This is a genomic window from Nocardioides sp. NBC_00368 (assembly GCF_036090055.1).
Taxonomy (GTDB): domain Bacteria; phylum Actinomycetota; class Actinomycetes; order Propionibacteriales; family Nocardioidaceae; genus Nocardioides.
In genome coordinates this window covers 2,824,643-2,845,550 of sequence record NZ_CP107970.1, presented here as the reverse complement: position 1 = coordinate 2,845,550, position 20,908 = coordinate 2,824,643, and the positions used below count along the sequence as shown (strand labels likewise).

Genomic DNA, 20,908 nt, shown 5'->3' with positions numbered 1-20,908 from the left:
AGCCTGTCGAGACCACGATTCGAGGGAACATCGGTCGGGTGGGACCATGGAGGACGTGAGCGACACCGATCAGCAGCAGCCCGCCCAGCCGTCGAATCAGCCGACGAGCGAGCAGCCGGAGACCCCGGCGCGCAGCTACCCGCGTACGTTCGGTGCGCTCATCGGGTCGATGATCTTCCTGCTCGTCCTCGTGGTCCCGATCGTGCTGATCGTGCAGTGGCGGGGCAACCTCGAGCGCGAGGTGAGCGGCGCCAACGAGACCTACAAGGCCGACTGGGCCGAGGCCGTACGCAGTGCCCAGGCCGCCGATCTCGACGTCGTCTACCCGCGTGAGCTGCCCTCGGGCTGGTACGCCAACACCGACCCGTCCTACAAGGGCGGCGAGGAGCCGGCCTGGACCATGTCGTTCGTCAAGGGCGAGACCTCCTACGTCGGCCTCGAGCTCTCGGCCCGGTCGGCTCAGGCGCTCGCCCAGAAGAACGTCGACACCCAGGCCAAGAAGGGCGACGAGGTGACCATCGAGACCGAGGTCGCCACCACCTGGACCAAGTGGTCCGACTCCGACGGCGACAGTGCCTACTCGGCCGAGGTCGACGGTCAGACCCTGATGCTCTGGGGTCCCAAGGACGGCGACGTACGCGACTACCTCGCGCTCCTCACCACTGAGCCCCTGAAGTAGCGAGACGTCACCCGCGTCGGCCGAGATGGCAGCGCGGTGACCTCTCGGCCGGCGGGGGTGACGCTTCGGCCGACGCGGCGGACGTCTCGTCAGTCGTCGGCGATCGCGGCGTCGATCTTCTTCCGGGCGCCGTCGAGCCACTCCTGGCAGAGCGTGGCCAGCTTCTCGCCGCGCTCCCACAGGGCCAGGGACTCCTCGAGGGTGATGCCGCCGGCCTCGAGCTTGCGGACGACCTCGACGAGCTCCTCGCGGGCCTGCTCGTAGGACAGGTTCTTGTCGGTGTCGTCGGAGTCAGTCATCGGCTGGGTCTTTCTCGATCGAGGTGATGGTGGTGGTCAGGCGGCCGTCGGCGAGGCGGATGCTGACGGCGGCGCCCTCGGTGGTGTCGGTGACGCTGGTCAGCACGTGTCCGTCGGCGTCCTGGGCGACGGCGTAACCGCGTCTGAGCGTCTCCAGGGGAGAGAGCGCCCGGGCGCGGGCACGATGGTGACCGATGTCGTCGGCGGCCCGGTCGAGGGCGTGCCCGACGGTGCGGCGGGCACGGTCGCGCAGCGAGGTGACCTCGTCGCGCCGGGCGTCGAACAGCGAGCGTGGGTCGGCCAGCACCGGCCGCGAGCGCAGCGCGTCGAGCAGCGTCTGCTCGCGGTTGATGAGCGCGGCGATGCCGCCGCGGAGCCGGTCGCGTCCGGTCGCGACGATCCGCTGCTCCTCGCCCACGTCGGGCACGACGAGCTTGGCGGCATCGGTCGGCGTCGAGGCGCGTACGTCGGCGGCCAGGTCCAGCAGCGGCGAGTCGGGCTCGTGGCCGATCGCGGAGACGATGGGCGTGCGAGCGGCGTGCACGGCACGGATCAGGTGCTCGTCGGAGAACGGCAGCAGGTCCTCGACGGAGCCGCCACCGCGGGCGACGACGATGACGTCGACCTCGGGGTCGCGGTCGAGCCGCTGCAGCTTCTCGACGACGTCGGCGGCGCTGCGCGAACCCTGCATCGCGGCGTACGCCACCTCGAACCGCACCTGCGGCCACCGTCGCCGCGCGTTCTCGAGCACGTCCCGCTCGGCCGCGGAGTTGGCCGCGGTGACCAGCCCGACCTTGGTCGGCAGGAAGGGGAGCGGTCGCTTGAGCTCGGCCGCGAAGAGCCCCTCGGCGGCCAGGAGCTGCCGACGCTGCTCGAGCCGGGCGAGCAGCTCGCCGAGCCCGACCGGACGGATGTCGCGGGCCTGCAGCGACAGCGTGCCGCGGTTGGCGTAGTAGGACGGCTTGGCGTGGATGATCACCGACGCGCCCTCGACCAGCGGCGGGTTGAGGCTGTCGAGCAGGAACCGGGTGCACGTCACCGGCACCGAGATGTCGGCCACCGAGTCGCGCAGGGTCAGGAACACCGTCTGCATCCCCGGCCGCCGGCTCAGCTGCGCCACCTGCCCCTCCACCCACACCGCACCGAGCTTGTCGATCCAGCCACCGATCGCGTTCGCGATCTGCCGCACCGGAGCGGGCGACTCGGGCGAGGTCTCGAGAGCCATGCCGCCACCCTAGTGCCCGCCCACTCGGCCCGTTTGTCCCACACACGCATGCCCACTCGGCGCGTCTGTCCCGCCTCAGAGCGCCGGGTCGGTGTCGTGGTGTGGGACTGACGCGCCGAGTCGGCATGCGTGCACCGGGTCTCTAGACTGGTCCGCATGAGCATCGACCTCGGCACCCCACGCCTGATCACCGACGACGAGAAGGCCGTCCTTCTCGCCGAGCCGCGCGGCTACTGCGCCGGGGTGGATCGGGCCGTGATCACCGTGGAAGAGGCCCTGGACCTCTACGGCGCGCCGGTCTACGTGCGCAAGGAGATCGTCCACAACAAGCACGTCGTCGACGACCTCCGCAACCGCGGTGCCGTGTTCGTCAACGAGCTCGACGAGGTGCCCTCCGGTGCGACCGTCGTCTTCTCAGCCCACGGTGTCTCGCCGGCGGTCCACGCCGATGCCGCCGTGCGTGAGCTGAAGACGATCGACGCGACCTGCCCCCTGGTCACCAAGGTCCACCTCGAGGCCAAGCGGTTCGCGCGCGAGGGCTACAGCATCCTGCTGATCGGTCACGCCGGTCACGAGGAGGTCGAGGGCACCATGGGCGAGGCGCCGGAGGCGACCACGCTCGTCGAGGGCCCCGGCGACGTACCCGGCATCGAGGTTCCGGATCCCTCCAAGGTCGTCTGGCTCTCCCAGACCACGCTCTCGGTCGACGAGACCATGGAGACCGTCGCCGCGCTCCGAGCGAAGTTCCCCGAGCTGCTCGACCCGCCCAGCGACGACATCTGCTACGCCACCCAGAACCGCCAGCAGGCGGTCAAGGAGATCGGCGCCGCCAGCGACCTGGTCATCGTCGTGGGCTCCGGCAACTCCTCCAACTCGGTGCGCCTGGTCGAGGTCGCCCTCGAGGCGGGCGCCAAGGCGGCCTACCGCGTCGACGACGCCACTGAGATCGACGAGTCCTGGCTCGAGGGCGTACGCAGCGTCTCGGTCACTTCCGGGGCCAGCGTCCCGGAGAAGCTGGTCGAGGGCGTCGTCGGATTCCTCAAGGACCGGGGCTTCCCCGACGCCACGGCGCACAAGAGCGCCGAGGAGTCGTTGATCTTCGCGCTGCCCACCGAGCTCCGCAAGGATCTCAAGGCGGCTGCCGCAAGGGGTTGAACCAGCCCCGCCCAAGGGCGTTAGGGTCGAGGGGTGGCCCGATTTCTCGACGTACACCCTGACAACCCGCAGCCCCGTCTGATCAGCCAGGTCGTCGACGCCCTGCGGGAGGACCAGCTGATCGCGTACCCGACCGATTCCGGCTACGCGCTCGGATCCCGGATCGGCAACAAGGACGGCCGCGACCGGATCCTGCGGATCCGCGGCCTCGACGACCGGCACCACTTCACGCTGATCTGCAAGGACTTCGCGCAGCTCGGCACGATGGTCCACGTCGACAACAGCGCCTTCCGGGCGATCAAGCACGCGACGCCGGGGCCCTACACCTTCATCCTCCCGGCCACCCCGGAGGTGCCGCGCCGGCTGATGCACCCGAAGAAGAAGACCGTCGGCGTACGCATCCCCGACCATGCCGTCGTGCAGGCGCTGCTCGAGGAGCTCGGTGAGCCGCTGCTGTCCTCGACGCTGATCCTGCCCGGCGAGAGCGAGCCGGAGGTCTTCGGCTGGAACGTCAAGGAGGCGCTCGACCACCAGGTCGACATCGTGATCGAGGCCGGCGAGACCCCGGCCGAGCCGACCACGGTGATCGACTGGTCCGACGGTCAGCCCGAGGTCATCCGCGAAGGCGCTGGAGACGTGTCCGGCTTCCTGGCTCTGGACTGAGGACCGGGCTCAGGAGGCCAGGGCGCGCTCGCGCTCGACCTCGTCGCGGGTCTCGCTGCGCTGGCGTAGGACCCGGCGGCGCATCACCAGGCAGCCCAGGCACAGGGCGTAGCCGACGAAGAGGCTGATCGCGTGGTGTCCGAGGCCGCTGACCACGGCTTGGACGAAGCCGTCCTGGGCATCGGCGATCGATCCGGGCTGGGTCGCGGCCAGCAGGATGAAGATGCCGAGCATGATCAGCGGTGGCAGCACGCCGACCACGAAGAAGTCGCTGGGCCTGACGATGAGTGCGAGCGTCAGCGCGATCGCCACGAAGGTGAAGTCGAAGAGGAGGCCGATCTGGTCGTCGATGAGCAGATCGACGAAGGTCACGGTCAGCGAGGTGGCGGATCCGAGCGCGACGACATGGCGGCCGGACTCGCGTCCTTCCTCCCAGATGGTGCGCTGACTCATGTCGGGGGTCACGATCTCTCGTATGCAGCCTGTGTATCCGAACCCACGGTAGGGCCCGGCACACCGTCATTTTCGGCGGCGCGCCGATCATCCTCCCTTACGCTGCTGAGCCGCTCCACAGCGCGGATCTCGACCGGACGCGGCGTCTCGAGTTCATCGTCAGTTACCGATAATTCATTGAAACGACGGGCGGCCACGAGGACCCGGTTGTCGAGGGATCCGATCGCCTGGTTGTAGCGGGTCACCGCCGTGTTGAGCGAGCGCCCGATGCCGTCCAGATGGGTGGACATCGTGGCGAGACGTTGGTGCAGGTCACGGCCGAGCCGGTGGATTTCCCGAGCCTGCTCGGCGAGGGCCTCGTGCGACCAGCCGTGCGCGACGGTGCGCAGCAGTGCGATCAGCGTGGTCGGAGAGGCCAGCACGACCCGGCGCTCCCCGGCGTACTCGATCAGGCCCGGCTCGGTCTCCAGCGCGGCCGAGAGGAACGACTCCGCCGGCACGAAGAGCACCACGAACTCGGGCGACTCCTCCAGGAAGCGCCAGTAGGCCTTCGAGGCCAGCTGGTCCACATGCGTACGCAGTTGAGCGGTGTGCCTGCGCAGGTGAGTGCGGTAGTCGTCCTCGTTGTCCGCGGCCGCGGCGTCGAGGTAGGCGTCGAGGGGAACCTTCGAGTCGACGACCAATTCCTTGCCGCCGGAGAGGTGCACCACCAGGTCGGGACGGAGCCGGCCGTCCTCCAGCTGGACCTGCTCGGAGAAGTCGCACTTGTCGACCAGACCGGCCAGCTCCACCGCGCGGCGCAGGTGCATCTCGCCCCAGCGGCCCCTGACCTGGGGTTTGCGCAGCGCCGTCGACAGCGACCGGGTCTCGCTCTGCAGCCGCCCGACCTCCGTCTCGAACTGCCCCTGCCAGCGCGCCCGCTCCCGGTCGAGATGCTGCATCTGGTCGCTGAGCCGGTCGAGCCCCTGCATCACCTCCGCCTGGTCTACCATCCCCGCGGCGACCGTCTCCACGCTCCGCGCGCGCACCCACAACACCCCGAGCACAGCGCCCAGAGCAAGACCGATCATCAGCCCGAGACAGAGGATCCAGATCTCCATACCTCAGATCCTCGCAGGCACCACCGACAGTTTTGCGGCGGATCGTGGTTGCATGGGGACATGGCCTACAACGCCGAGCTTGCTGAACGTGTCCGCGACCTGATGCCCGCCGACGCCACCGAGGTGAAGATGTTCGGTGGGCTGGCGTTCATGGTGAACGGAAACATGGCGTGCGCGGTGGGCGCCGACGACCTGCTCGTACGCACTGGCAAGTCGGCCTACGAGGCCGCGATCGAGGCCGGCGCCGAGCCGATGGTCATGGGCGCCCGGACGATGTCCGGCTACGTCAACGTCGCCGCCGACCTGCTGCGCGGCGACGCGCTCGCCGACTGGGTCACGCGCGGCGTGGCCACGGCCGAGTCGCTGCCGCCGAAACGCGCGAAGTAAGTCGAGCCTCAGTCGGCGAGGTCGACGATCACCGGGGCGTGGTCGGAGAGGGTCGAGGGCCGAGTTCGTTGCGCTCGAGCATAGAGCGGCAGATAGGTCGTTGGGTTTCACCAGGTCAAATCGGAACGCTCGATGTCACCGATTCGGTGCGCCGCGTGCGAATCGCCTGGATCGCATGAATGCCAGCCGCAATAGACATCAGGTGGGGGAGAGCTTCTTCGCCCGCTTGGGTCAGTTGGACTCGGCCATCCTTCCGTGCCACCAACTCGACACCCACGTTTACTTCCAGTTTCCGGACCTGCTTGCTCACGGCGCTGCCGGTCGAGAGGAAGAGGAGCGGAGCGGCGCGGACGTACGAGCCGACTTCGACAGCCGTGAGTAATGCCTGGATATGGCCGATGTGCACGATGACCTCCGAGATCGCCCGAATACCGGCGTGTACGGATGATAGTCCGGAACGGCCCGAGAGTCCTCGGTTCCGCGCAACGTTCCGGTTTGGATCGAACGGTGTACCGCGGAACAGCGTGTCCCTAGGTTAAATCTGTTCTGTGCGGCGAGGCCTACCGAACAGTGCGAAAAGCCGGGATGAAATCGGACGCGCGCGAGACGCATGAAGGGGCGGTTGGGTATGAGGTTCAACAGATGGGGACGGCCGCGGGAGTCGGCCCGCCCTCCGTCAGTTCGCACATGGCGAGGCAACGCCAGGCGACTCATTGTCGCGATGGCCGTGACGGCTACCGCGGGCACAGGAGCTACAGTCCCAAGTGCGACGGCTGCGGCGCCTCGCTCGGACATGTCCTCGCTGGTGCTCGCCGACGTCGCCCTCACCGGCACGGTACACAACCACAGTGAGCCCGTAGACGGGGCTGACATTGTCGTCATCGCGTGGCCGAACCAGACGATCCTGGAATCTCTAGGTGACGATCAGCGGGTCGAAACCCAGGTCGTTGCAACTTCCAAGAGCGACAGCAGCGGCGCATTCAGTGTCACACTTGATCCGGAGAGACTGCCGAAGGAACTCGTTTCAGAGACGGGACAGGTCGATGTGGACGTGATCGTGGCGGACAAGGAACGTGAGGCGGAGAGGTCGTTGTCGCTACTGGTGCGCCCTGAGGGTTGGACATCGGCGGAGGTGGTCGCTTCGGCGACGGATGCTGCCAGTCCGGTTGACCTTGGTTTCGACTTGGGCACCGGTGCCTTCCAGAGTTCTGCTGTCAGTGCCGATGACCTGGCCACGGACCCGGAGTTGCTCTCGGATGAGGAGGGTCTGGCGCTGTCCGCTGCTGATGCGCCCGGGTTCGACACGACGCCGTTAACGGAGCGGGGACGTATCGACACGATCCTTCAGGAGAGGGGCACTGACTCTGGGATCACTCCGATGGAAGAGTGCTATGCGATTGCAACAAACAAGTATCAGTCGCAGCGAAAGGAATCCTTCGCCATCGCCCAGGGTGTCACCAACGCCAAGGCCAAGGTCACCCAAGGCAGCGGCACATCGCATTCACTCGGGGTCGCGGTGAGCTTCGGAAACGGCTGGAAGGGCAGCGGCTCGACGACGAAGACGACCAGTTCGAGCGCGTCCCAAGGTGGGATCGCCACTGCGCGGCGCTATTACAACAGAGTCAAGTACCGCTACTACACGAACACTTGCGGCGCTAGCCACGGTGTCCGCTGGCGTCCGCACAGCATTCAGGAACTCGTCTCGGGTTACGTGCTTGTCTCGCGCCTGAACTATTCGGCGTGCAGACGCCACGACGCTGGTTACACATACACCAAGAACAGAGGCCGGAACACGACATACGGTTCTGGGGTCGATCTGGCTCAGATTAACGTTTCCGCACAGTCGGGCTACAACACCGATACCAGCCTCCACTGGGACTTCACCGGTGGAGCAAAACTGTGCTGGAGCAACAGGTCTGGCGGGCGGGAGCAATCGGCTCGTGTTGTCGCGAAGGTTGCGTGAATGAAGCCCGCCCCTGCCTTTGCTGGAGCCTTGTTCTTGACGACGATCTTGGGGGCGTGCGGGATAGGCCCGTCCATAGAATCGGGACAAGTCGTCGCGAAAGGCGGGGTGGACTTCTCTGCGGGCTTCAAGGTCGAGAATGTCGCTCCGGGCGAGATCAACTCGATGAACATCACCGGCCTCTGCGTCGAGGGCGGAGATGAGGGGACCGTGACCTCGGTCGAGGCTGCGCCGGACTCGGGTGTTGCAGTCCGCGAGTTCACGGTGCTGGACGAGACGGATATCGGTGGCACCAGACGGTCTTTCGAGGAACTCGGCATCGAGGTCGAACATGACGTGGCGAGCGGGTGTGACGAGGAGGGCGCCGGGCCGCAGTTGCTTGTCGAGCTCTACCTACCGAATGGTCGGTCGGCGTACACGCCGTACCTGGAGGTCGAGTCCGAGACCGATGGGAAGACCGAGTCGTTTCGCTACCCACTCGGACTGACCCTCTGTGCCCTCGGGGACAGCGCGAAAGTCTGCACGGCGGATGAGGCACGTGCTGGTCACCTGTGACCGATGCGCTTCGGGGTCTGAACGTAACGGTACGCGGCGTACGTCGAGGCTGCGTTGTCCGCTCGAGTCTCTTGCGATTGGAGACCCCGATTGAGACCGATCCTACGGCGCGGGATCACGTCTCAGCCGGCGAGGTCGACGATCACCGGAGCGTGGTCGGAGGGGGATCCGGTGCCGATGGCGGGATTGCGCTCGTCGAGGTCCACGAAGGCGCCGGTGACGCGCGACGCGAACGACGGCGAGCCGAGGACGAAGTCGATGCGCAGGCCGCGGTTGCGCTCGAAGCGCTGCCGGTAGTAGTCGAAGTAGGTGTAGGCCTCCGGGCCGGGCACGAAGGGGCGCACGACGTCCTTGAAGTCCTTCTCGATGGCGAAGAAGGCGTCGCGCTCGGCGGGGGTGAGGTGGGTCTTGCCGACGAACTGCTTGGGGTCGAAGCAGTCCTCGTCGAAGGGGCAGACGTTCCAGTCGCCGACCATGGCCGAGGGGCCGTCGTGCCAGGCGGTCGCGGCCTTCTGCAGGGCGGCGAGCCACTCCAGCTTGTAGGCGTAGTGCGGGTCGTCGGGCTTGCGGCCGTTGGGGACGTAGACCGAGGTGACGCGTATGCCGCCGCAGGTCGCGGTGAGCGCCCGCGCCTCCGCGACGTCCTTGAACGACGGCATCCCCTCGAACCCGATCTGGATGTCGGACAGCCCGACGCGAGAGATCAGCGCGACGCCGTTCCACTGGTCGTAGCCCACCGAGGCGACCTCGTAGCCGCGGGCCTCCAGGCCCATCGTCGGGATCTGGTCGGGCTTGGCCTTGGTCTCCTGCAGCGCCAGCACGTCGATCGAGTGTCGTTCGACGAAAGCCTCGACGCGGTCGATGCGGGAGCGGATGGAGTTGATGTTCCAGGTGGCGATACGCACGCCTGTCAGACTATCCAGAAGGCGTCGTGGACTACCGTTTGAGGCGTGGGCAGAGCGACGATCGAGATGCACGGGGTCCGTCGTCTCTATGAGCAGGCCGACCTCTCCGAGCTGGTCGCCCTCGACGACATCGAGCTGACCATCGAGCCCGGCACGTTCGTGAGCATCATCGGGCCCTCGGGATGCGGCAAGTCGACCCTGTTGCGGCTGATCAGCGGGCAGGAGAAGCCGGACGCGGGCAGGATCACCGTGTGCGGCCTCACCCCGAAGGAGGCCGCCGAGGCGAAGGCCTTCGGGTTCGTGCCGCAGTCACCCGCGCTGCTGCCCTGGCTGAGCGTGCTCGGCAACGTGACACTGCCTCACAAGGTCAATCGGCGCGGGGTCAAGCGACGTAGCGACCGCGTCCGCCCCGACCTGGAGGCGATGCTGCGCGAGGTCGGCCTGGGGGAGTCGCTCCACAAGCTCCCCGCCGAGCTCTCCGGGGGCATGAAGCAGAGGACCGCGATCGTACGCGCCTTCGGGCTGCGCCCCGACGTACTCCTGCTCGACGAGCCGTTCGGTGCGCTCGACGAGTTCACCCGGGAGGCGCTGCAGGAGCAGCTGCTGGAGCTGTGGGAGCAGACCCGCGCGACGGTCGTCTTCGTCACCCACTCGATCTCCGAGGCGGTCAGGCTCTCGGACAAGGTCGTGGTGATGGCCCCACGCCCGGGCCGGATCACCGACGTCATCGACATCGAACTGCCCCGCCCGCGCCACCAGGAGATCATCACCTCGCCGGAGTTCCACGCCTACGAGCTCGCGCTTCGGGAGAGCCTGCGGGACGCGTTCAGCCACAGCGGGGTCACCCGGTGAGTCGGGCGATGGACGAGGTGGTCGCTCCGGCCACCGATACGGTCACCGGGACAGCCGCCACGCGACGGCTCCGTCAGCGCGCCAGGATGCTCCGGCCGGCGTACTGGCTTCCGTTCGTCCTCCTCCTCGTGGTGCTCGGGTTCGGCTGGGAGGTGGGGGCGCGACGGATGCCCTACCTGTTCGCGCCGCTGGGCGACATCGCGAGCGTGCTGACCGGCGACCCGGGCTACTTCCTGTCCAACACGCTGGTCACGCTCGGCGAGGCGCTGGTGGGGCTCGGGATCGGGTTCGTGGCCGCCTTCGCGCTCGCCGTGGTGGTGAGCGAGATCGGCGTGGTGCGGCGCGCGGTGATGCCGCTGGCCGTGGTGCTCTCGGTGACGCCGCTGGTGGCGATCGCGCCGTTGCTCGTGGTGGCGCTCGGCTTCGGGATGGGGCCGAAGGTCGTCCTGACCGCGCTGGTCTGCTTCTTCCCGATCCTGATCAACGTGGCGACCGGCCTGCGTGCGGTGCCTGGTCCCGTGCTGCAGGTCTACCGCACCGTGGCCGCGAGCCGGCTGGAGGTGCTGCGGCACCTGCGGGTGCCGGCCTCGCTGCCCTACGTCTTCGCGTCGCTGCGGATCGTCTTCCCGCTGTCGATGATCGGTGCCGTCGTGGCGGAGCTCTCCGCCGCGGGCTCGGCCGACGGGCTCGGCAGCGTGATACAGGTGGCCAGCTCGCAGAACAGACTGGCTACGGTGTGGGCAGCGATCTTCGTCCTCGCGGCGCTCGGCTCGCTGCTGTTCTGGCTCGTGACGCTCGCCGAGCGGCGAGTGCTCCACTGGCACCAGTCCTGATTCTTGCGTTGAAGGAGCCCTTCATGTCTCGCGTACGTCCGATCGCCGCTGCCCTCACGTCGGCGGTCGTCCTGCTGGGTGCGCTCACCGCCTGCGGCTCCGCGCAGAGCTCCGCCGGCGAGCAGGGGAGCGCGGTCTCGGCCGAGCGCTGCGAGCAGAACCGGGAGGCCGGGACGATCACCTACATGTCGGGCTACTACTGGCAGGCGTCGGCCTCGATCATGGAGGCCATCGCCGCAGATCAGCTGGGCTACTTCGACGATCTCTGCCTCGACGTCGAGCTCCAGCCGGGCTCGGGCGACGTCTCCCAGAACGCCAAGCTGATCGCCGCCGGGAAGGTGCAGGTCGGCCCGCTCTCCGAGCAGGACATCATGACCTCCAACGCGAGCGGCCTGAAGGTGCTCGGCGTCTCCTCCTACTCCAACGCCGGCCTCGACGTGCTGATGACCGGCACCTCGATCACGGATCTCAAGCAGCTCGAGGGCAAGACCCTCGGCCACAAGGGCTGGGTGCCGGTCGGGGTGCAGGCGATGCTCGCCGAGGCGGGCGTCGACATGTCCAAGGTGAAGCAGGTCAAGGTCGGCTACGACCCCGGCGTGCTGCCCCGTGGCCAGGTCGACGCGCTGGTCGGCTTCGTCTCCAACGAGCCCAACCAGCTGAAGGAGGCCGGCGAGAAGGTCACGGTCTGGGAGCCGACCGACTTCGACGTGCCGGGCTCCCTCGGTGCCTACTCCGTCAACCCCGCGTGGGCGGAGAAGCACCCCACCGCGGTCGAGGACGTCCTGCGCGCCGTCTTCAAGGCCTACACCTACTGCGCCGCCGACGAGCACGTCGAGGAGTGCATCGGTTACCAGCACGACCTGGCCGGCGCCGAGTCCGACGAGAAGCACGAGACGGCCATCTGGCGCACCGAGGTCGAGGTCGCTGCCGACAACCCGCTCCCTGGCAAGTTCGGCTCGGTCGACCCCGCCAACGTCGCCGCCCTGGCCGAGGTCGTGACGACGTACGCAGGGCAGAAGGTCACGCCCGAGCAGGCCGCCTCCTGGTTCGACACCTCCTTCGCCGAGGCCGTGGTCGATGACACCGACCAGGTGATCTGGCCCGCTCCGTGATGTGAGCGACGGCAAACGTACGAGTTTCGGTCGAAACTTTTGCCCGTCCAACGGGAATTTCACCGAAGTTTCTATGCCGTATTCGGGGACGTAACGCTTGAATCTCCTGTGGCCGTCGGCGTCAATCGCCGGCGGCCGTTCACAAATCCAGGAGGAAGAGCTATGCGAGTTCGTATTCCCATGATGATCGCCGCGGCTGCGGGTGCCGCAGCGCTGACTGCGTCGATGGTTCCCGCATTCGCCGAGGAGGCCCCGAGCTACCAGGAGTTCGAGGCGTCAACGTACGTCGACGTCGACGGTCAGTACATCGTCAACGGCGACGAGGTCGTGTCCAACCAGGGTGACCTGCACAAGTTCTACGAGTCGATGGTCTCGACGCCGAAGCACGTCCCGGAGGACGGCCTCATCGTCAACACCATCAGCGGCAAGGACGACAAGTGGTCGGCCTCCCAGGCGCTCAACCTGACCTACTGTGTCTCGGACAAGTTCGGCAGCAACAAGGCCGCCATCGTCACCGCGATGGCGCAGGGCGAGGGACTGTGGGAGGCCGCGAGCTCGGCGGTCGAGTTCATCTACGTCCCGAGCCAGGACGCGTCGTGCAACACCCGCAACTCCGACGTGCTGTTCTCGGTCGAGCCGGTGAGCACCACGCAGTACATCGCGCGGGCGTTCTTCCCGTCGACGTCGAAGCGCTCGCGCAACGTGCTCATCGACGACTCGATCTTCTCGGCGGGCAACTGGGAGCCGGGTGACATCCTCGCCCACGAGCTCGGGCACACCCTCGGGTTCCGCCACGAGCACACCCGCCCGGAGGCGGCGACCTGCTTCGAGGACAACAACTGGCGTGCGCTGACCCCGTACGACTCGTCCTCGATCATGCACTACCCGCAGTGCAACGGTGGCTCCGAGGACCTGGAGTTCCAGGCCTCCGACGCGGCCGGGGTCCGGGCGCTGTACGGCTCCTGATCATCTAGCAGCCACCTAGTAGCCACCTAGCAGCACAGAGGCGGCCCTCCCGGTCTCGGGAGGGCCACCTTCGTGTGTTGCCTAGTAGGACAGCCCGTGACCGAGCGGGAAGAGTCCCGGGATCTCCTGACTTGGCTCACCGGTCGGGGATGGGCGGGACGAGATGTCGCTGACCTGCGGGTATGGATGACGCTTAGTACGTTTTCACGCACTAAGCGGGCGCGGTCTAGGGTCGCGGGGTGGCGTTCATTCGGCGGGTGAGGACCGGGTCGGGTGCCACCGCGGTCCAGATCGCTGAATACGCCGGCGGGCGTCAGCGGATCGTGAAGCACCTTGGTTCGGCGCACACTGATGCCGAGCTCGGGCTCCTGCTTGAACAGGCACGCAGCCTGCTGGCCGATCCCGGACAGGACGCTCTCGACCTGGATGTCGCGCCCACGCCGCGGGTCGCGGAACTCGTGTCCGAACCGGTTGCACAGGGCGTCCTCGACCCGGTTCCACGGCCGGTGAGGGCGCGGCGTGATGAACCCGGTCGGGTCGTGAGCACTGACTCCCGACTCCTGCACGAGACCCTCGCGACGGTCTTCGACAGTTTGGGGTTCAACATCCTCGACGATCCGGTCTTCCGCGACCTGGTGATCGCCCGGATCGTAGAGCCGACCTCACTGCTTGACACCGGGCGCGTGTTGAAGGACCTGGGCCGAACCCCAGCCAGCTACGCGACGATGAAGCGCACCCTGAGCCGCGCACACGCCAAGACCAAGCCCGCGACGACGGGCGGCGCGAAGAAGGGCAGCAGCTACCGCGACCAGATCGCGACCGCCTGCTTCGCTCACGCCGCCACCCGCGGCGACATCAGCCTGATCCTCTACGACGTCACCACTCTTTACTTCGAGGCAGAGAAGGAAGACGAACTGCGCAAGGTCGGCTACTCCAAGGAACGCCGCGTCGACCCCCAGATCGTCGTGGGCCTGCTGGTCGACCGACGCGGGTTCCCGCTCGAGATCGGCTGCTTCGAGGGCAACAAGGCCGAGACGCTCACGCTGATCCCGATCGTGAAGCAGTTCCAGACCCGGCACGGGCTGGCTGACATCGTGATCGTCGCCGACGCCGGGATGCTGGCAGCCACGAATCTGCGCGACCTGGACGAGGCTGACCTGCGGTTCATCGTGGGATCGCGAGTGACCAAGGCACCCAACGATCTGGAGTCCCACTTCCGCTGGCACGGCGACGCCTTCACCGACGCCCAAGTCATCGACACCATCACCCCACGCACCGGGCACAAGATCGAGAACGACCCGAAGCAGAAGGCCGAACCGGTCTGGGACCCCGAGCACCATCCCGGCTCGTGGCGAGCGGTGTGGGCCTACTCGACCAAGCGCGCAGTGCGCGACAACCGGACGCTGACCCTGCAGGAGAACAAGGCCAAAGCCGTCGTCGCGGGCGAGAAGGCCGCCCGCACGCCCCGGTTCGTCAAGACCCGCAACGGCGCTGCCGAGCTTGACGAGGCATCGCTGGCCCGAGCCCGGCGACTGGTCGGGCTGAAGGGCTACGTCACCAACATCCCCGCCACGGTGATGCCCGCCGGCGAGGTCATCGCCAGCTACCACGCCCTATGGCAGGTCGAGCAGTCCTTCCGGATGTCCAAGACCGACCTCCGCGCCCGGCCGATGTTCCACCACACCCGCGACGCGATCGAGGCCCACCTCACCATCGTGTTCACCGCGCTCGCGGTCAGCCGCGAGGTCCAAGCCCGGACCGGGCTCGCCATCCGCAACGTCGTTCGCCAACTACGGCCACTGCGGTCCGCGACCATCGCGATCAACGGCACCCAGCAGACCTTCGCCCCCATCATCCCCGAACCACAGCAAGCCATCCTCGACGCGCTCGAGCACGCCTAACCTCACGCACTAACCACTTGAGCCAACTCAGGTCTAGCAGCCACCTAGTAGCCACCTAGCAGCACAGAGGCGGCCCTCCCGGTCTCGGGAGGGCCACCTTCGTGTGTTGCCTAGTAGGACAGCCCGTGACCGAGCGGGAAGAGTCCCGGGATCTCGACCGGGAGCTTGCCGCTCGGGTTCACCTCGCCGTGAAGCACCCGCACCAGCGACTCGAGCTGGTGGGCGGTGTAGCCGTAGGTGTCGATCACCGTGGCCGCCTCCGGGAAGGACGTGACGTCGTAGGGGTTGCGCATCGCGGTCACGACCACCGGGGTCTCGGTGGCGAGCAGCGCCTTGACCAGCTTGGTCTGAGCCACGGACGCCGGGGTCGGCTGGCCGGTCGCCGGGTTGATCTGCCAGGCGTTGTTCGTCGGCACGACCACCAGATCCTTGCCCTCGGCCGCTGCGACAGCGGCGTCGATCTGCGCGTCGGTCGGGGTGGTGCCGGACTGCAGCACCTGGGTCGTCGCCCCGCGCTTCTGGAACCCGGCCGCGATGCCCGCGGTCGTGTCCACCCCCCAGCCTGCGACCAGGACGTCCCTCGGGCCGGCCGCCAGCGGCAGCAGACCGTCGTCGTTCTTCACCAGGGTGGTGGTGCGGTCCGAGATCGCCTGGGCGTCGGCCTTGTGCGCCGGGTTGGCGAAGACCGCCGGAGCGGCAGCCGGGTCGACGTACGGGCTCTCGAAGATCTTGTTGTCGAGCTTGTGCTTCAGGATCCGGTAGACCGACTCGTCGAGCCGCTGGCGCGAGATGGTGCCGTCCTTGACGGCGCCGAGGACCGCTGCGTATGCCGTGTCCATCTGCGGCGGGATGAGGAGCTGGTCGGCGCCGGCGAGGAAGGCCTCGACCGGGGCGACGTCGGGCGGGTAGGTCGCGCTCGCGCCCTGCATGTCGAGGGCATCGGTCACGATGAGGCCGTCGAAGCCCATCTCCTCACGGAGCAGGCCGGTGAGGATCGGCTCCGACATGGTGGCCGGCTCGCCGCTCGGGTCGATCGCGGGCACGGTCACGTGGGCCGTCATGATCGCGTCGATCCCGGCGTCGATCGCGGCCTCGAAGGGCGGCAGGTCGATCGCCTCGAGCTGCTCGCGGGTGTGGGTCACCTCGGGCAGGCCGTAGTGGCTGTCGGTGCCGGTGTCGCCGTGTCCCGGGAAGTGCTTGGCGATCGAGGAGAGGCCGCCCCGGTCGAAACCGCCGACCTCGGCGGCCACGATGTCGGAGACCGCGGCGGAGTCGGCCCCGGCGCTGCGGATGCCGATGACCGGGTTGTTGGGGTTGAGGTTGACGTCGGCGACGGGCGCGTAGTCCTGGGTGACGCCCACGGCAGCCAGCTCGGTGCCGATCACCTCGGCCGACCGGGCCGCGTCCGCGGTCGAGCCGTCGGCGCCGAGCGCCATCTGGCCGGGCATCTGGGTCGCACCGCTGGCCGGTCCGAAGCGGGCCACGAGCGCGCCGCCCTCCTGGTCGACCGCGATGTTGAGCGGGATCTTGGGCCGCTGCTGCAGTGCGGCGCTCTGGAGGCCGTTGGAGAGCTTCGCCACCTGGGCGGCGTCACCGATGTTGTCGGGGCCGCGGGTGGTGAAGTAGATGACCCCGCCGGGCTGGTACTTCGCGATCGCCTGCGCCGGGGTGTCGACGCCATAGAGCTTCTGGTTGCCGGCCTTGGCCGCGTCGCTGACGTTGTTGGCGTCGCGCCCGTAGACCTCGATCACGAAGAGCTGGCCGACCTTCTGCTGCAGCGACATGTGGTGCATCAGCGAGACGATCTTGCGGTGCTGCGGCGACGCCATGTCCGTGGCGAGCTGCCCGGCGGTCGTCCTGGGCGGGTCCGGCTCGACGGCGTGGGTTGCTGCGTACGGCATCGCAACGGCCACCGCGGCGGCCAGTCCCGCAGCCGCCAGTCTTCCACCTCTGGTCAGTGTCGTTCTGCTCATGACAACCTCGCCATCTGCGCCGCTGCGGTGCGGCACGGCGACTCACTTTAGGCGCTACCAACCGGTCACGGAAGAAAATTGCCGACTCCGCGCAAGCGGACACGCCGAATCGGTCGTTGTGGCGACCGAAACTGTCGCAATGGCGGACGAAACTCGACTTTCGTCGCCCACATCTACAGATTCGCCTGCCACAACCACCGATTCGGCGGACGAATTTTGCTGGATCGGTGGACAGGACGGCCCGGCAGGGCCAGGGTGAACCTTCGTGCGCATCGTTGTCGGAGCCGCAGCGGCGGCCACTCTCGCCCTCACCACCCTCACCCTGGCGCCGGTGGCGCAGGCGGCGCAGTCAGGGGGTGCGTACGAATGGACGGCTGTGAACGTCGATACGACGCAGGGCTTCCGGGCGCTCGACGCCGTCGACGCGGACACCGCGTGGGTCGGCGGGGACCGCGGGGGAGTGTTCCGTACGACGGACGGCGGTGACACCTGGGACGAGGTCTCGCCGCCGGGATCCGACGGGCTGCTCTTCCGTGACGTCGAGGCGCGCTCGGCGAGCGAGGCTGTGGTGCTCTCGATCGGCGAGGGCGAGGCGAGCCGGATCTACAAGACCGTCGACGGCGGTGCGACCTGGACCGAGACGTTCCGCTCCGCGGAGCCGACGGCGTTCTACAACTGCGTCGACTTCTGGCCCGGCGGCGAGCGCGGGATCGCGATGAGCGACCCGGTCGGCGGCGAGTGGCGGATCATCACCACCTCCGACGGCGGCGACACCTGGGAGATCGCGGACACCGACGGCCTCGAGGCGCCGGGCGAGTTCGGCTACTCGGCCAGCGGGACCTGCCTGGTCACCGCGGGCGCGCACGACGCCTGGATCGGCGGTGGCGGTGCCGCAGCGAAGATCTACGCCACCCACGACGGCGGCCGCTCCTGGTCGGCGGCCGACTCCACGATCGCGACCGGCGAGGCCGCCGGCGTCTTCGGTCTCGGCTTCCGCAACCCTCGTCAGGGGATCGCGGTCGGTGGCGACTTCGGCCTCGAGGACGACGGCGTCGACCGCGCCGCCTACTCCACCGACGGCGGCCGCACCTGGAAGAACTCCTCCTCCGACCTGGGCGGCTACCGCGAGGCGGTGGACTGGATCGGCGGTCGCACCGCGATCGCGGTCGGCCCCAACGGCAGCGACGTCAGCCACGACAACGGCCGCTCGTGGAAGCCGTTCGGCGCGACCCAGACCCGCTTCCACACCGTCGACTGCGTCGGCGACACCTGCTGGGCCGCCGGCGCGGGTGGACGGGTCGGGGTGCTCAGCCGCTGACGGTCAGATCGTGAGCCCGATCGTCATCGGGCCGCTCGGAGCCATCTCGTGCTCGCCGCGCTCGATGCAGAACTCGTTGCCCTCGGGGTCCCGGAGCGCGACGAAGCCGGACCCGTCCTCCTTGCGGTGGTCGCCGAAGACGGTGGCGCCGAGCGAGAGCGCCCGCTCGACCAGCTCGTCGCGGGTGGTGTCCTCCGGCTTGATGTCGATGTGGACCCGGTTCTTCGCCGTCTTCGCCTCGGGGACGGGGACGAAGAGGAACATCAGCTCCTTCGACGGGAAGCTCCTGGCGACGATCACCTCGGGGTCCTCGTCGTAGAAGAGGTGCCAACCGGCGACCGCCGACCAGAACTCGGCGAGCTTGCGAGGGTCGGCACAGTCGAAGGTGAGGTGGCGGATCTGGATCGTCATGGCCGGATCATCCTCCGAAGCCAGCCCGAGGGAAACGGGTTATTCGACGAACCCCGAGACCGTACGCGGCGTGGCCGCCGCCGCGAGGGCGACGGCCGTCTCGAGCGGCACGTCCGGGACCGAGACGTGCTCCTGGCCGGCCGCGGTCATCGCGGTGACCTGGGCGAGACCGATGCGGCGGTCGAAGAAGGTCTGCCTGACCCGCCAGCCGATGATGCCGTCGGTCTGCAGGGCGGTGCGTACGGCGGTGTAGGAGCCGGAGCGGACTACCAGGTAGCGGTCGGTGAGGGCGTGGCCGAGGTGGCGGTGACGCAGTTCGGCGCCGAACACGCAGAGGACGAGGGCGATCACCATGACGACGACCGGGATCCACCAGATCCAGGTGTCCCCGAAGACGCCGATCAGCACGGTCGGGACGAGGGCGACCAGCGTCCAGATCACGGTGGCGACGGCCGCCCGGAACCAGTAGCGGCGGCGCGGCCTGGGACCGTGACCGGTGAGCTCCGCCGAGAACGCGTCCTCGCCGAGGATGTCCGTGCCGACGGTCGACACGACCGCTTCCGGGGCCGTCGGCAGGACCGCGGGGGAGTTGTCGTCGAGCCCGGTCGTCAGCAGGTTGAGGTCGGCGCCCCCCGCCAGGCCGATCAGCGGGCCGACGGTGGAGGTGGCGCCGCGCACCTTCGCCTCCTCCACCGTCGTCGCTCGGGTGCTGGTCAGGCCGAAGCTGCGCCGCAGCGTGGTGCCCTCGCGACCCTGCTCACGCACGACCTGGAGGTCCCACCAGCGCACCGCGTAGCCCACGCACGAGCCGACCGCCCACACCACGACCGCGGCGACCAGGGCGATCGGGATGGCGATGATCAGCATCTGCAGGAAGGAGTCGATCGGCCGGCCGTTGATCTGGCCGTCGTCGACCCGGATCCCGATCGTCCGCTCCCACGGGATGACGTCGGAGAACGCGCCGAAGAACGCGGCCAGACCACCGAGCGCGATCGCGAGGTTCTTGAGGTTGAGCGGGGCGTACTTGATCCAGGACCAGTCGAGCTTGGCGATGACCTCACCGCCGGGGTCTGGACGAAGTGGCCCCGGGCTGGTCGCGACCTCCCTCGAGGCGTCGCTGCCGGAAGCATCCGCGGGTGCGGCGTCCGTCGGTGACGAGGGCGCCGCGTGGAGCAGCTCACGCCGGAGGCGGGCCGCCGCGTCCTTGGTCAGCGAGTCGAGCGTGATCTGGCCCTCGTCGACCCCGGTGCCGACGTTGACCTTGGTGACCCCGAGGGCCCGGTGGATGAGGGTCGAGCTGAGGTCGACGCTGCGCACCCGGTCGAGCCGGGCGGTCAGGGTGGTGCGGTTGAGCAGCCCCTTGCGTACCTCCAGATGGGTCGGCGTCACCCGGTAGGTCGTGGTCAGCCACGGGACCAGGCCCGCCAGCGCCGCGACGACTGCGATGCCGACCGCGACGAGGAGACCGATGAAGACGTTCGCCTGACCGGCGCCGAAGGCACCGACCGCGGCCGGGATGATCGCCTGGCGCAGCGTCGAGAGCGGGCTGACGATCGCGGTCCAGCCGGCCAGTCGCTGCCACTCCGCGTCCGGGACGGTAGGCGGGTCCGGGACCTCGGGCATGCTCACGTCGCGTCCTCGGGGGTCGCGGCGGTGATCGCCACCAGCTTCGCGACCACCTCGAGCGCGAGCGCGTCGTCGAGGCAGGCGATCGAGACGTTGCCGGCCGAGGAGGCGGTGGAGACCTTGACCGTACGCAGCCCGAACTGCCGCATCAGCGGCCCCTGGGTCGAGTCGACCGTCTGCACCCGGGAGAGCGGCACGATCTCGTCGACGACGGTGAGCCACCCGTGGCGTACGTGGACGGCGATGTCGGTCACCTCCCACCGGTGGATCCGGAACCGGATCGACGGCACGAAGGTCAGCCCCGGCACGGGTGCGAGCACGAAGACCACCGCGGCGAGCCAGAGGATCCAGGTCCAGAAGCCGTCCGGCACCAGGACCGCCGCCACCACCGCACCGACGGCGAGGGCCAGCCAGATCACGGCACCGATCGCCTCTGCCGTACGCCAGTAGGCCGGTGCTCGCTCGGAGACCTGATGGGCGGGTTCGCGCAGTCGCTGTGGTGCGTCGGCATTCACGGGCGCGAGCCTATTGC

At 68.4% G+C, this 20,908-nt stretch carries 22 protein-coding genes; 12 read left to right on the top strand and 10 right to left on the bottom strand.

The window, feature by feature from the left end; genetic code table 11:
* The first annotated feature begins 55 nt into the window (after window positions 1-55).
* Window positions 56-679 (top strand): DUF4245 family protein, encoded by a 624-nt coding sequence (locus OG984_RS13645; protein ID WP_328532092.1) that lies wholly within the window; start codon window positions 56-58, stop codon window positions 677-679.
* An 89-nt stretch (window positions 680-768) separates the two neighbouring features.
* Here OG984_RS13645 and OG984_RS13640 read toward each other — a convergent pair whose 3' ends face one another.
* Window positions 769-978, bottom strand: a complete 210-nt coding sequence (locus OG984_RS13640; protein WP_008358980.1) for an exodeoxyribonuclease VII small subunit — start codon at window positions 976-978, stop codon at window positions 769-771.
* Window positions 971-2,203, bottom strand: coding sequence for an exodeoxyribonuclease VII large subunit (gene xseA, locus OG984_RS13635; protein ID WP_328532091.1), 1,233 nt, complete (start codon window positions 2,201-2,203; stop codon window positions 971-973). The genes OG984_RS13640 and xseA overlap by 8 nt, the downstream gene beginning before the upstream one ends.
* Before the next feature lie 156 nt (window positions 2,204-2,359).
* Between xseA and OG984_RS13630 the strand changes: the two genes are divergently transcribed.
* Together OG984_RS13630 and OG984_RS13625 are read left to right on the top strand one after the other, a co-directional pair.
* Entirely contained in the window at window positions 2,360-3,358 is a 999-nt protein-coding gene (locus OG984_RS13630) for a 4-hydroxy-3-methylbut-2-enyl diphosphate reductase (protein ID WP_328532090.1), read from the top strand.
* A 33-nt stretch (window positions 3,359-3,391) separates the two neighbouring features.
* Complete coding sequence (locus OG984_RS13625) at window positions 3,392-4,021, top strand: L-threonylcarbamoyladenylate synthase (RefSeq protein WP_328532089.1); 630 nt, start codon at window positions 3,392-3,394, stop codon at window positions 4,019-4,021.
* Window positions 4,022-4,030: 9 nt separating this feature from the next.
* On the opposite strand, the gene OG984_RS13620 is transcribed toward OG984_RS13625, so the two are convergent.
* Window positions 4,031-4,474 (bottom strand): DUF6542 domain-containing protein, encoded by a 444-nt coding sequence (locus OG984_RS13620; protein ID WP_328532088.1) that lies wholly within the window; start codon window positions 4,472-4,474, stop codon window positions 4,031-4,033.
* An 8-nt stretch (window positions 4,475-4,482) separates the two neighbouring features.
* A complete protein-coding gene (locus tag OG984_RS13615) occupies window positions 4,483-5,574 on the bottom strand; it encodes a DNA recombination protein RmuC (RefSeq protein WP_328532087.1) in 1,092 nt (363 codons plus the stop codon).
* Between the two features lie 60 nt (window positions 5,575-5,634).
* Between OG984_RS13615 and OG984_RS13610 the strand changes: the two genes are divergently transcribed.
* Window positions 5,635-5,961, top strand: coding sequence for a TfoX/Sxy family protein (locus OG984_RS13610; RefSeq protein WP_328532086.1), 327 nt, complete (start codon window positions 5,635-5,637; stop codon window positions 5,959-5,961).
* Window positions 5,962-6,076: 115 nt separating this feature from the next.
* On the opposite strand, the gene OG984_RS13605 is transcribed toward OG984_RS13610, so the two are convergent.
* Window positions 6,077-6,367 carry a LysR family transcriptional regulator gene (locus OG984_RS13605; protein WP_328532085.1) on the bottom strand — a complete coding sequence of 97 codons (291 nt, stop codon included), beginning with the start codon at window positions 6,365-6,367 and terminating at the stop codon, window positions 6,077-6,079.
* 387 nt (window positions 6,368-6,754) lie between these two features.
* Between OG984_RS13605 and OG984_RS13600 the strand changes: the two genes are divergently transcribed.
* A complete protein-coding gene (locus OG984_RS13600) occupies window positions 6,755-7,924 on the top strand; it encodes a hypothetical protein (RefSeq protein ID WP_328532084.1) in 1,170 nt (389 codons plus the stop codon).
* Window positions 7,925-8,479: a hypothetical protein gene (locus OG984_RS13595; protein WP_328532083.1), complete on the top strand. Its 555-nt coding sequence runs from the start codon at window positions 7,925-7,927 to the stop codon at window positions 8,477-8,479. It abuts the gene before it with no gap.
* 122 nt (window positions 8,480-8,601) lie between these two features.
* Here OG984_RS13595 and OG984_RS13590 read toward each other — a convergent pair whose 3' ends face one another.
* Window positions 8,602-9,384, bottom strand: coding sequence for an exodeoxyribonuclease III (locus OG984_RS13590; protein ID WP_328532082.1), 783 nt, complete (start codon window positions 9,382-9,384; stop codon window positions 8,602-8,604).
* A gap of 45 nt (window positions 9,385-9,429) precedes the next feature.
* Here OG984_RS13590 and OG984_RS13585 point away from each other — a divergent pair, with 45 nt between their 5' ends.
* The 5 genes from OG984_RS13585 to OG984_RS13565 all read left to right on the top strand — a co-directional run bounded on the left by OG984_RS13585 (window position 9,430) and on the right by OG984_RS13565 (window position 15,048).
* Window positions 9,430-10,236, top strand: a complete 807-nt coding sequence (locus tag OG984_RS13585) for an ABC transporter ATP-binding protein (RefSeq protein ID WP_328532081.1) — start codon at window positions 9,430-9,432, stop codon at window positions 10,234-10,236.
* 8 nt (window positions 10,237-10,244) lie between these two features.
* On the top strand, window positions 10,245-11,069 hold the full coding sequence (locus OG984_RS13580) for an ABC transporter permease (RefSeq protein WP_328532080.1): 825 nt from the start codon (window positions 10,245-10,247) through the stop codon (window positions 11,067-11,069).
* Between the two features lie 23 nt (window positions 11,070-11,092).
* Window positions 11,093-12,181, top strand: coding sequence for an ABC transporter substrate-binding protein (locus OG984_RS13575; RefSeq protein WP_328532079.1), 1,089 nt, complete (start codon window positions 11,093-11,095; stop codon window positions 12,179-12,181).
* Window positions 12,182-12,343: 162 nt separating this feature from the next.
* Window positions 12,344-13,147, top strand: a complete 804-nt coding sequence (locus OG984_RS13570; protein ID WP_328532078.1) for a M57 family metalloprotease — start codon at window positions 12,344-12,346, stop codon at window positions 13,145-13,147.
* 239 nt (window positions 13,148-13,386) lie between these two features.
* A complete protein-coding gene (locus tag OG984_RS13565) occupies window positions 13,387-15,048 on the top strand; it encodes an IS1634 family transposase (protein WP_328527560.1) in 1,662 nt (553 codons plus the stop codon).
* A 110-nt stretch (window positions 15,049-15,158) separates the two neighbouring features.
* Here OG984_RS13565 and OG984_RS13560 read toward each other — a convergent pair whose 3' ends face one another.
* The gene (locus OG984_RS13560) at window positions 15,159-17,021 is read right to left on the bottom strand and encodes a glycoside hydrolase family 3 protein (protein WP_328532077.1); all 1,863 of its coding nucleotides are present in this window, start codon (window positions 17,019-17,021) and stop codon (window positions 15,159-15,161) included.
* Window positions 17,022-17,286: 265 nt separating this feature from the next.
* Between OG984_RS13560 and OG984_RS13555 the strand changes: the two genes are divergently transcribed.
* A complete protein-coding gene (locus OG984_RS13555; RefSeq protein ID WP_328532076.1) occupies window positions 17,287-18,339 on the top strand; it encodes a WD40/YVTN/BNR-like repeat-containing protein in 1,053 nt (350 codons plus the stop codon).
* 3 nt (window positions 18,340-18,342) lie between these two features.
* On the opposite strand, the gene OG984_RS13550 is transcribed toward OG984_RS13555, so the two are convergent.
* The 3 genes from OG984_RS13550 to OG984_RS13540 are packed head-to-tail and all read right to left on the bottom strand — an operon-like array spanning window position 18,343 to window position 20,891.
* Entirely contained in the window at window positions 18,343-18,750 is a 408-nt protein-coding gene (locus OG984_RS13550; RefSeq protein WP_008358957.1) for a VOC family protein, read from the bottom strand.
* A gap of 39 nt (window positions 18,751-18,789) precedes the next feature.
* Window positions 18,790-20,373: a PH domain-containing protein gene (locus OG984_RS13545; RefSeq protein ID WP_328532355.1), complete on the bottom strand. Its 1,584-nt coding sequence runs from the start codon at window positions 20,371-20,373 to the stop codon at window positions 18,790-18,792.
* A 2-nt stretch (window positions 20,374-20,375) separates the two neighbouring features.
* Entirely contained in the window at window positions 20,376-20,891 is a 516-nt protein-coding gene (locus OG984_RS13540) for a PH domain-containing protein (RefSeq protein ID WP_328532075.1), read from the bottom strand.
* Between the last annotated feature and the right edge of the window lie 17 nt (window positions 20,892-20,908).

Bases quoted from the DNA above. Each gene is read 5' to 3' on its own strand.
- OG984_RS13640 (WP_008358980.1), bottom strand. From the start codon at position 978: ATGACTGACTCCGACGACACCGACAAGAACCTGTCCTACGAGCAGGCC.
- xseA (WP_328532091.1), bottom strand. From the start codon at position 2,203: ATGGCTCTCGAGACCTCGCCCGAGTCGCCCGCTCCGGTGCGGCAGATC.
- OG984_RS13630 (WP_328532090.1), top strand. From the start codon at position 2,360: ATGAGCATCGACCTCGGCACCCCACGCCTGATCACCGACGACGAGAAG.
- OG984_RS13620 (WP_328532088.1), bottom strand. From the start codon at position 4,474: ATGAGTCAGCGCACCATCTGGGAGGAAGGACGCGAGTCCGGCCGCCAT.
- OG984_RS13615 (WP_328532087.1), bottom strand. From the start codon at position 5,574: ATGGAGATCTGGATCCTCTGTCTCGGGCTGATGATCGGTCTTGCTCTG.
- OG984_RS13610 (WP_328532086.1), top strand. From the start codon at position 5,635: ATGGCCTACAACGCCGAGCTTGCTGAACGTGTCCGCGACCTGATGCCC.
- OG984_RS13600 (WP_328532084.1), top strand. From the start codon at position 6,755: ATGTCCTCGCTGGTGCTCGCCGACGTCGCCCTCACCGGCACGGTACAC.
- OG984_RS13595 (WP_328532083.1), top strand. From the start codon at position 7,925: ATGAAGCCCGCCCCTGCCTTTGCTGGAGCCTTGTTCTTGACGACGATC.
- OG984_RS13580 (WP_328532080.1), top strand. From the start codon at position 10,245: ATGGACGAGGTGGTCGCTCCGGCCACCGATACGGTCACCGGGACAGCC.
- OG984_RS13575 (WP_328532079.1), top strand. From the start codon at position 11,093: ATGTCTCGCGTACGTCCGATCGCCGCTGCCCTCACGTCGGCGGTCGTC.
- OG984_RS13570 (WP_328532078.1), top strand. From the start codon at position 12,344: ATGCGAGTTCGTATTCCCATGATGATCGCCGCGGCTGCGGGTGCCGCA.
- OG984_RS13560 (WP_328532077.1), bottom strand. From the start codon at position 17,021: ATGAGCAGAACGACACTGACCAGAGGTGGAAGACTGGCGGCTGCGGGA.
- OG984_RS13550 (WP_008358957.1), bottom strand. From the start codon at position 18,750: ATGACGATCCAGATCCGCCACCTCACCTTCGACTGTGCCGACCCTCGC.
- OG984_RS13545 (WP_328532355.1), bottom strand. From the start codon at position 20,373: ATGCCCGAGGTCCCGGACCCGCCTACCGTCCCGGACGCGGAGTGGCAG.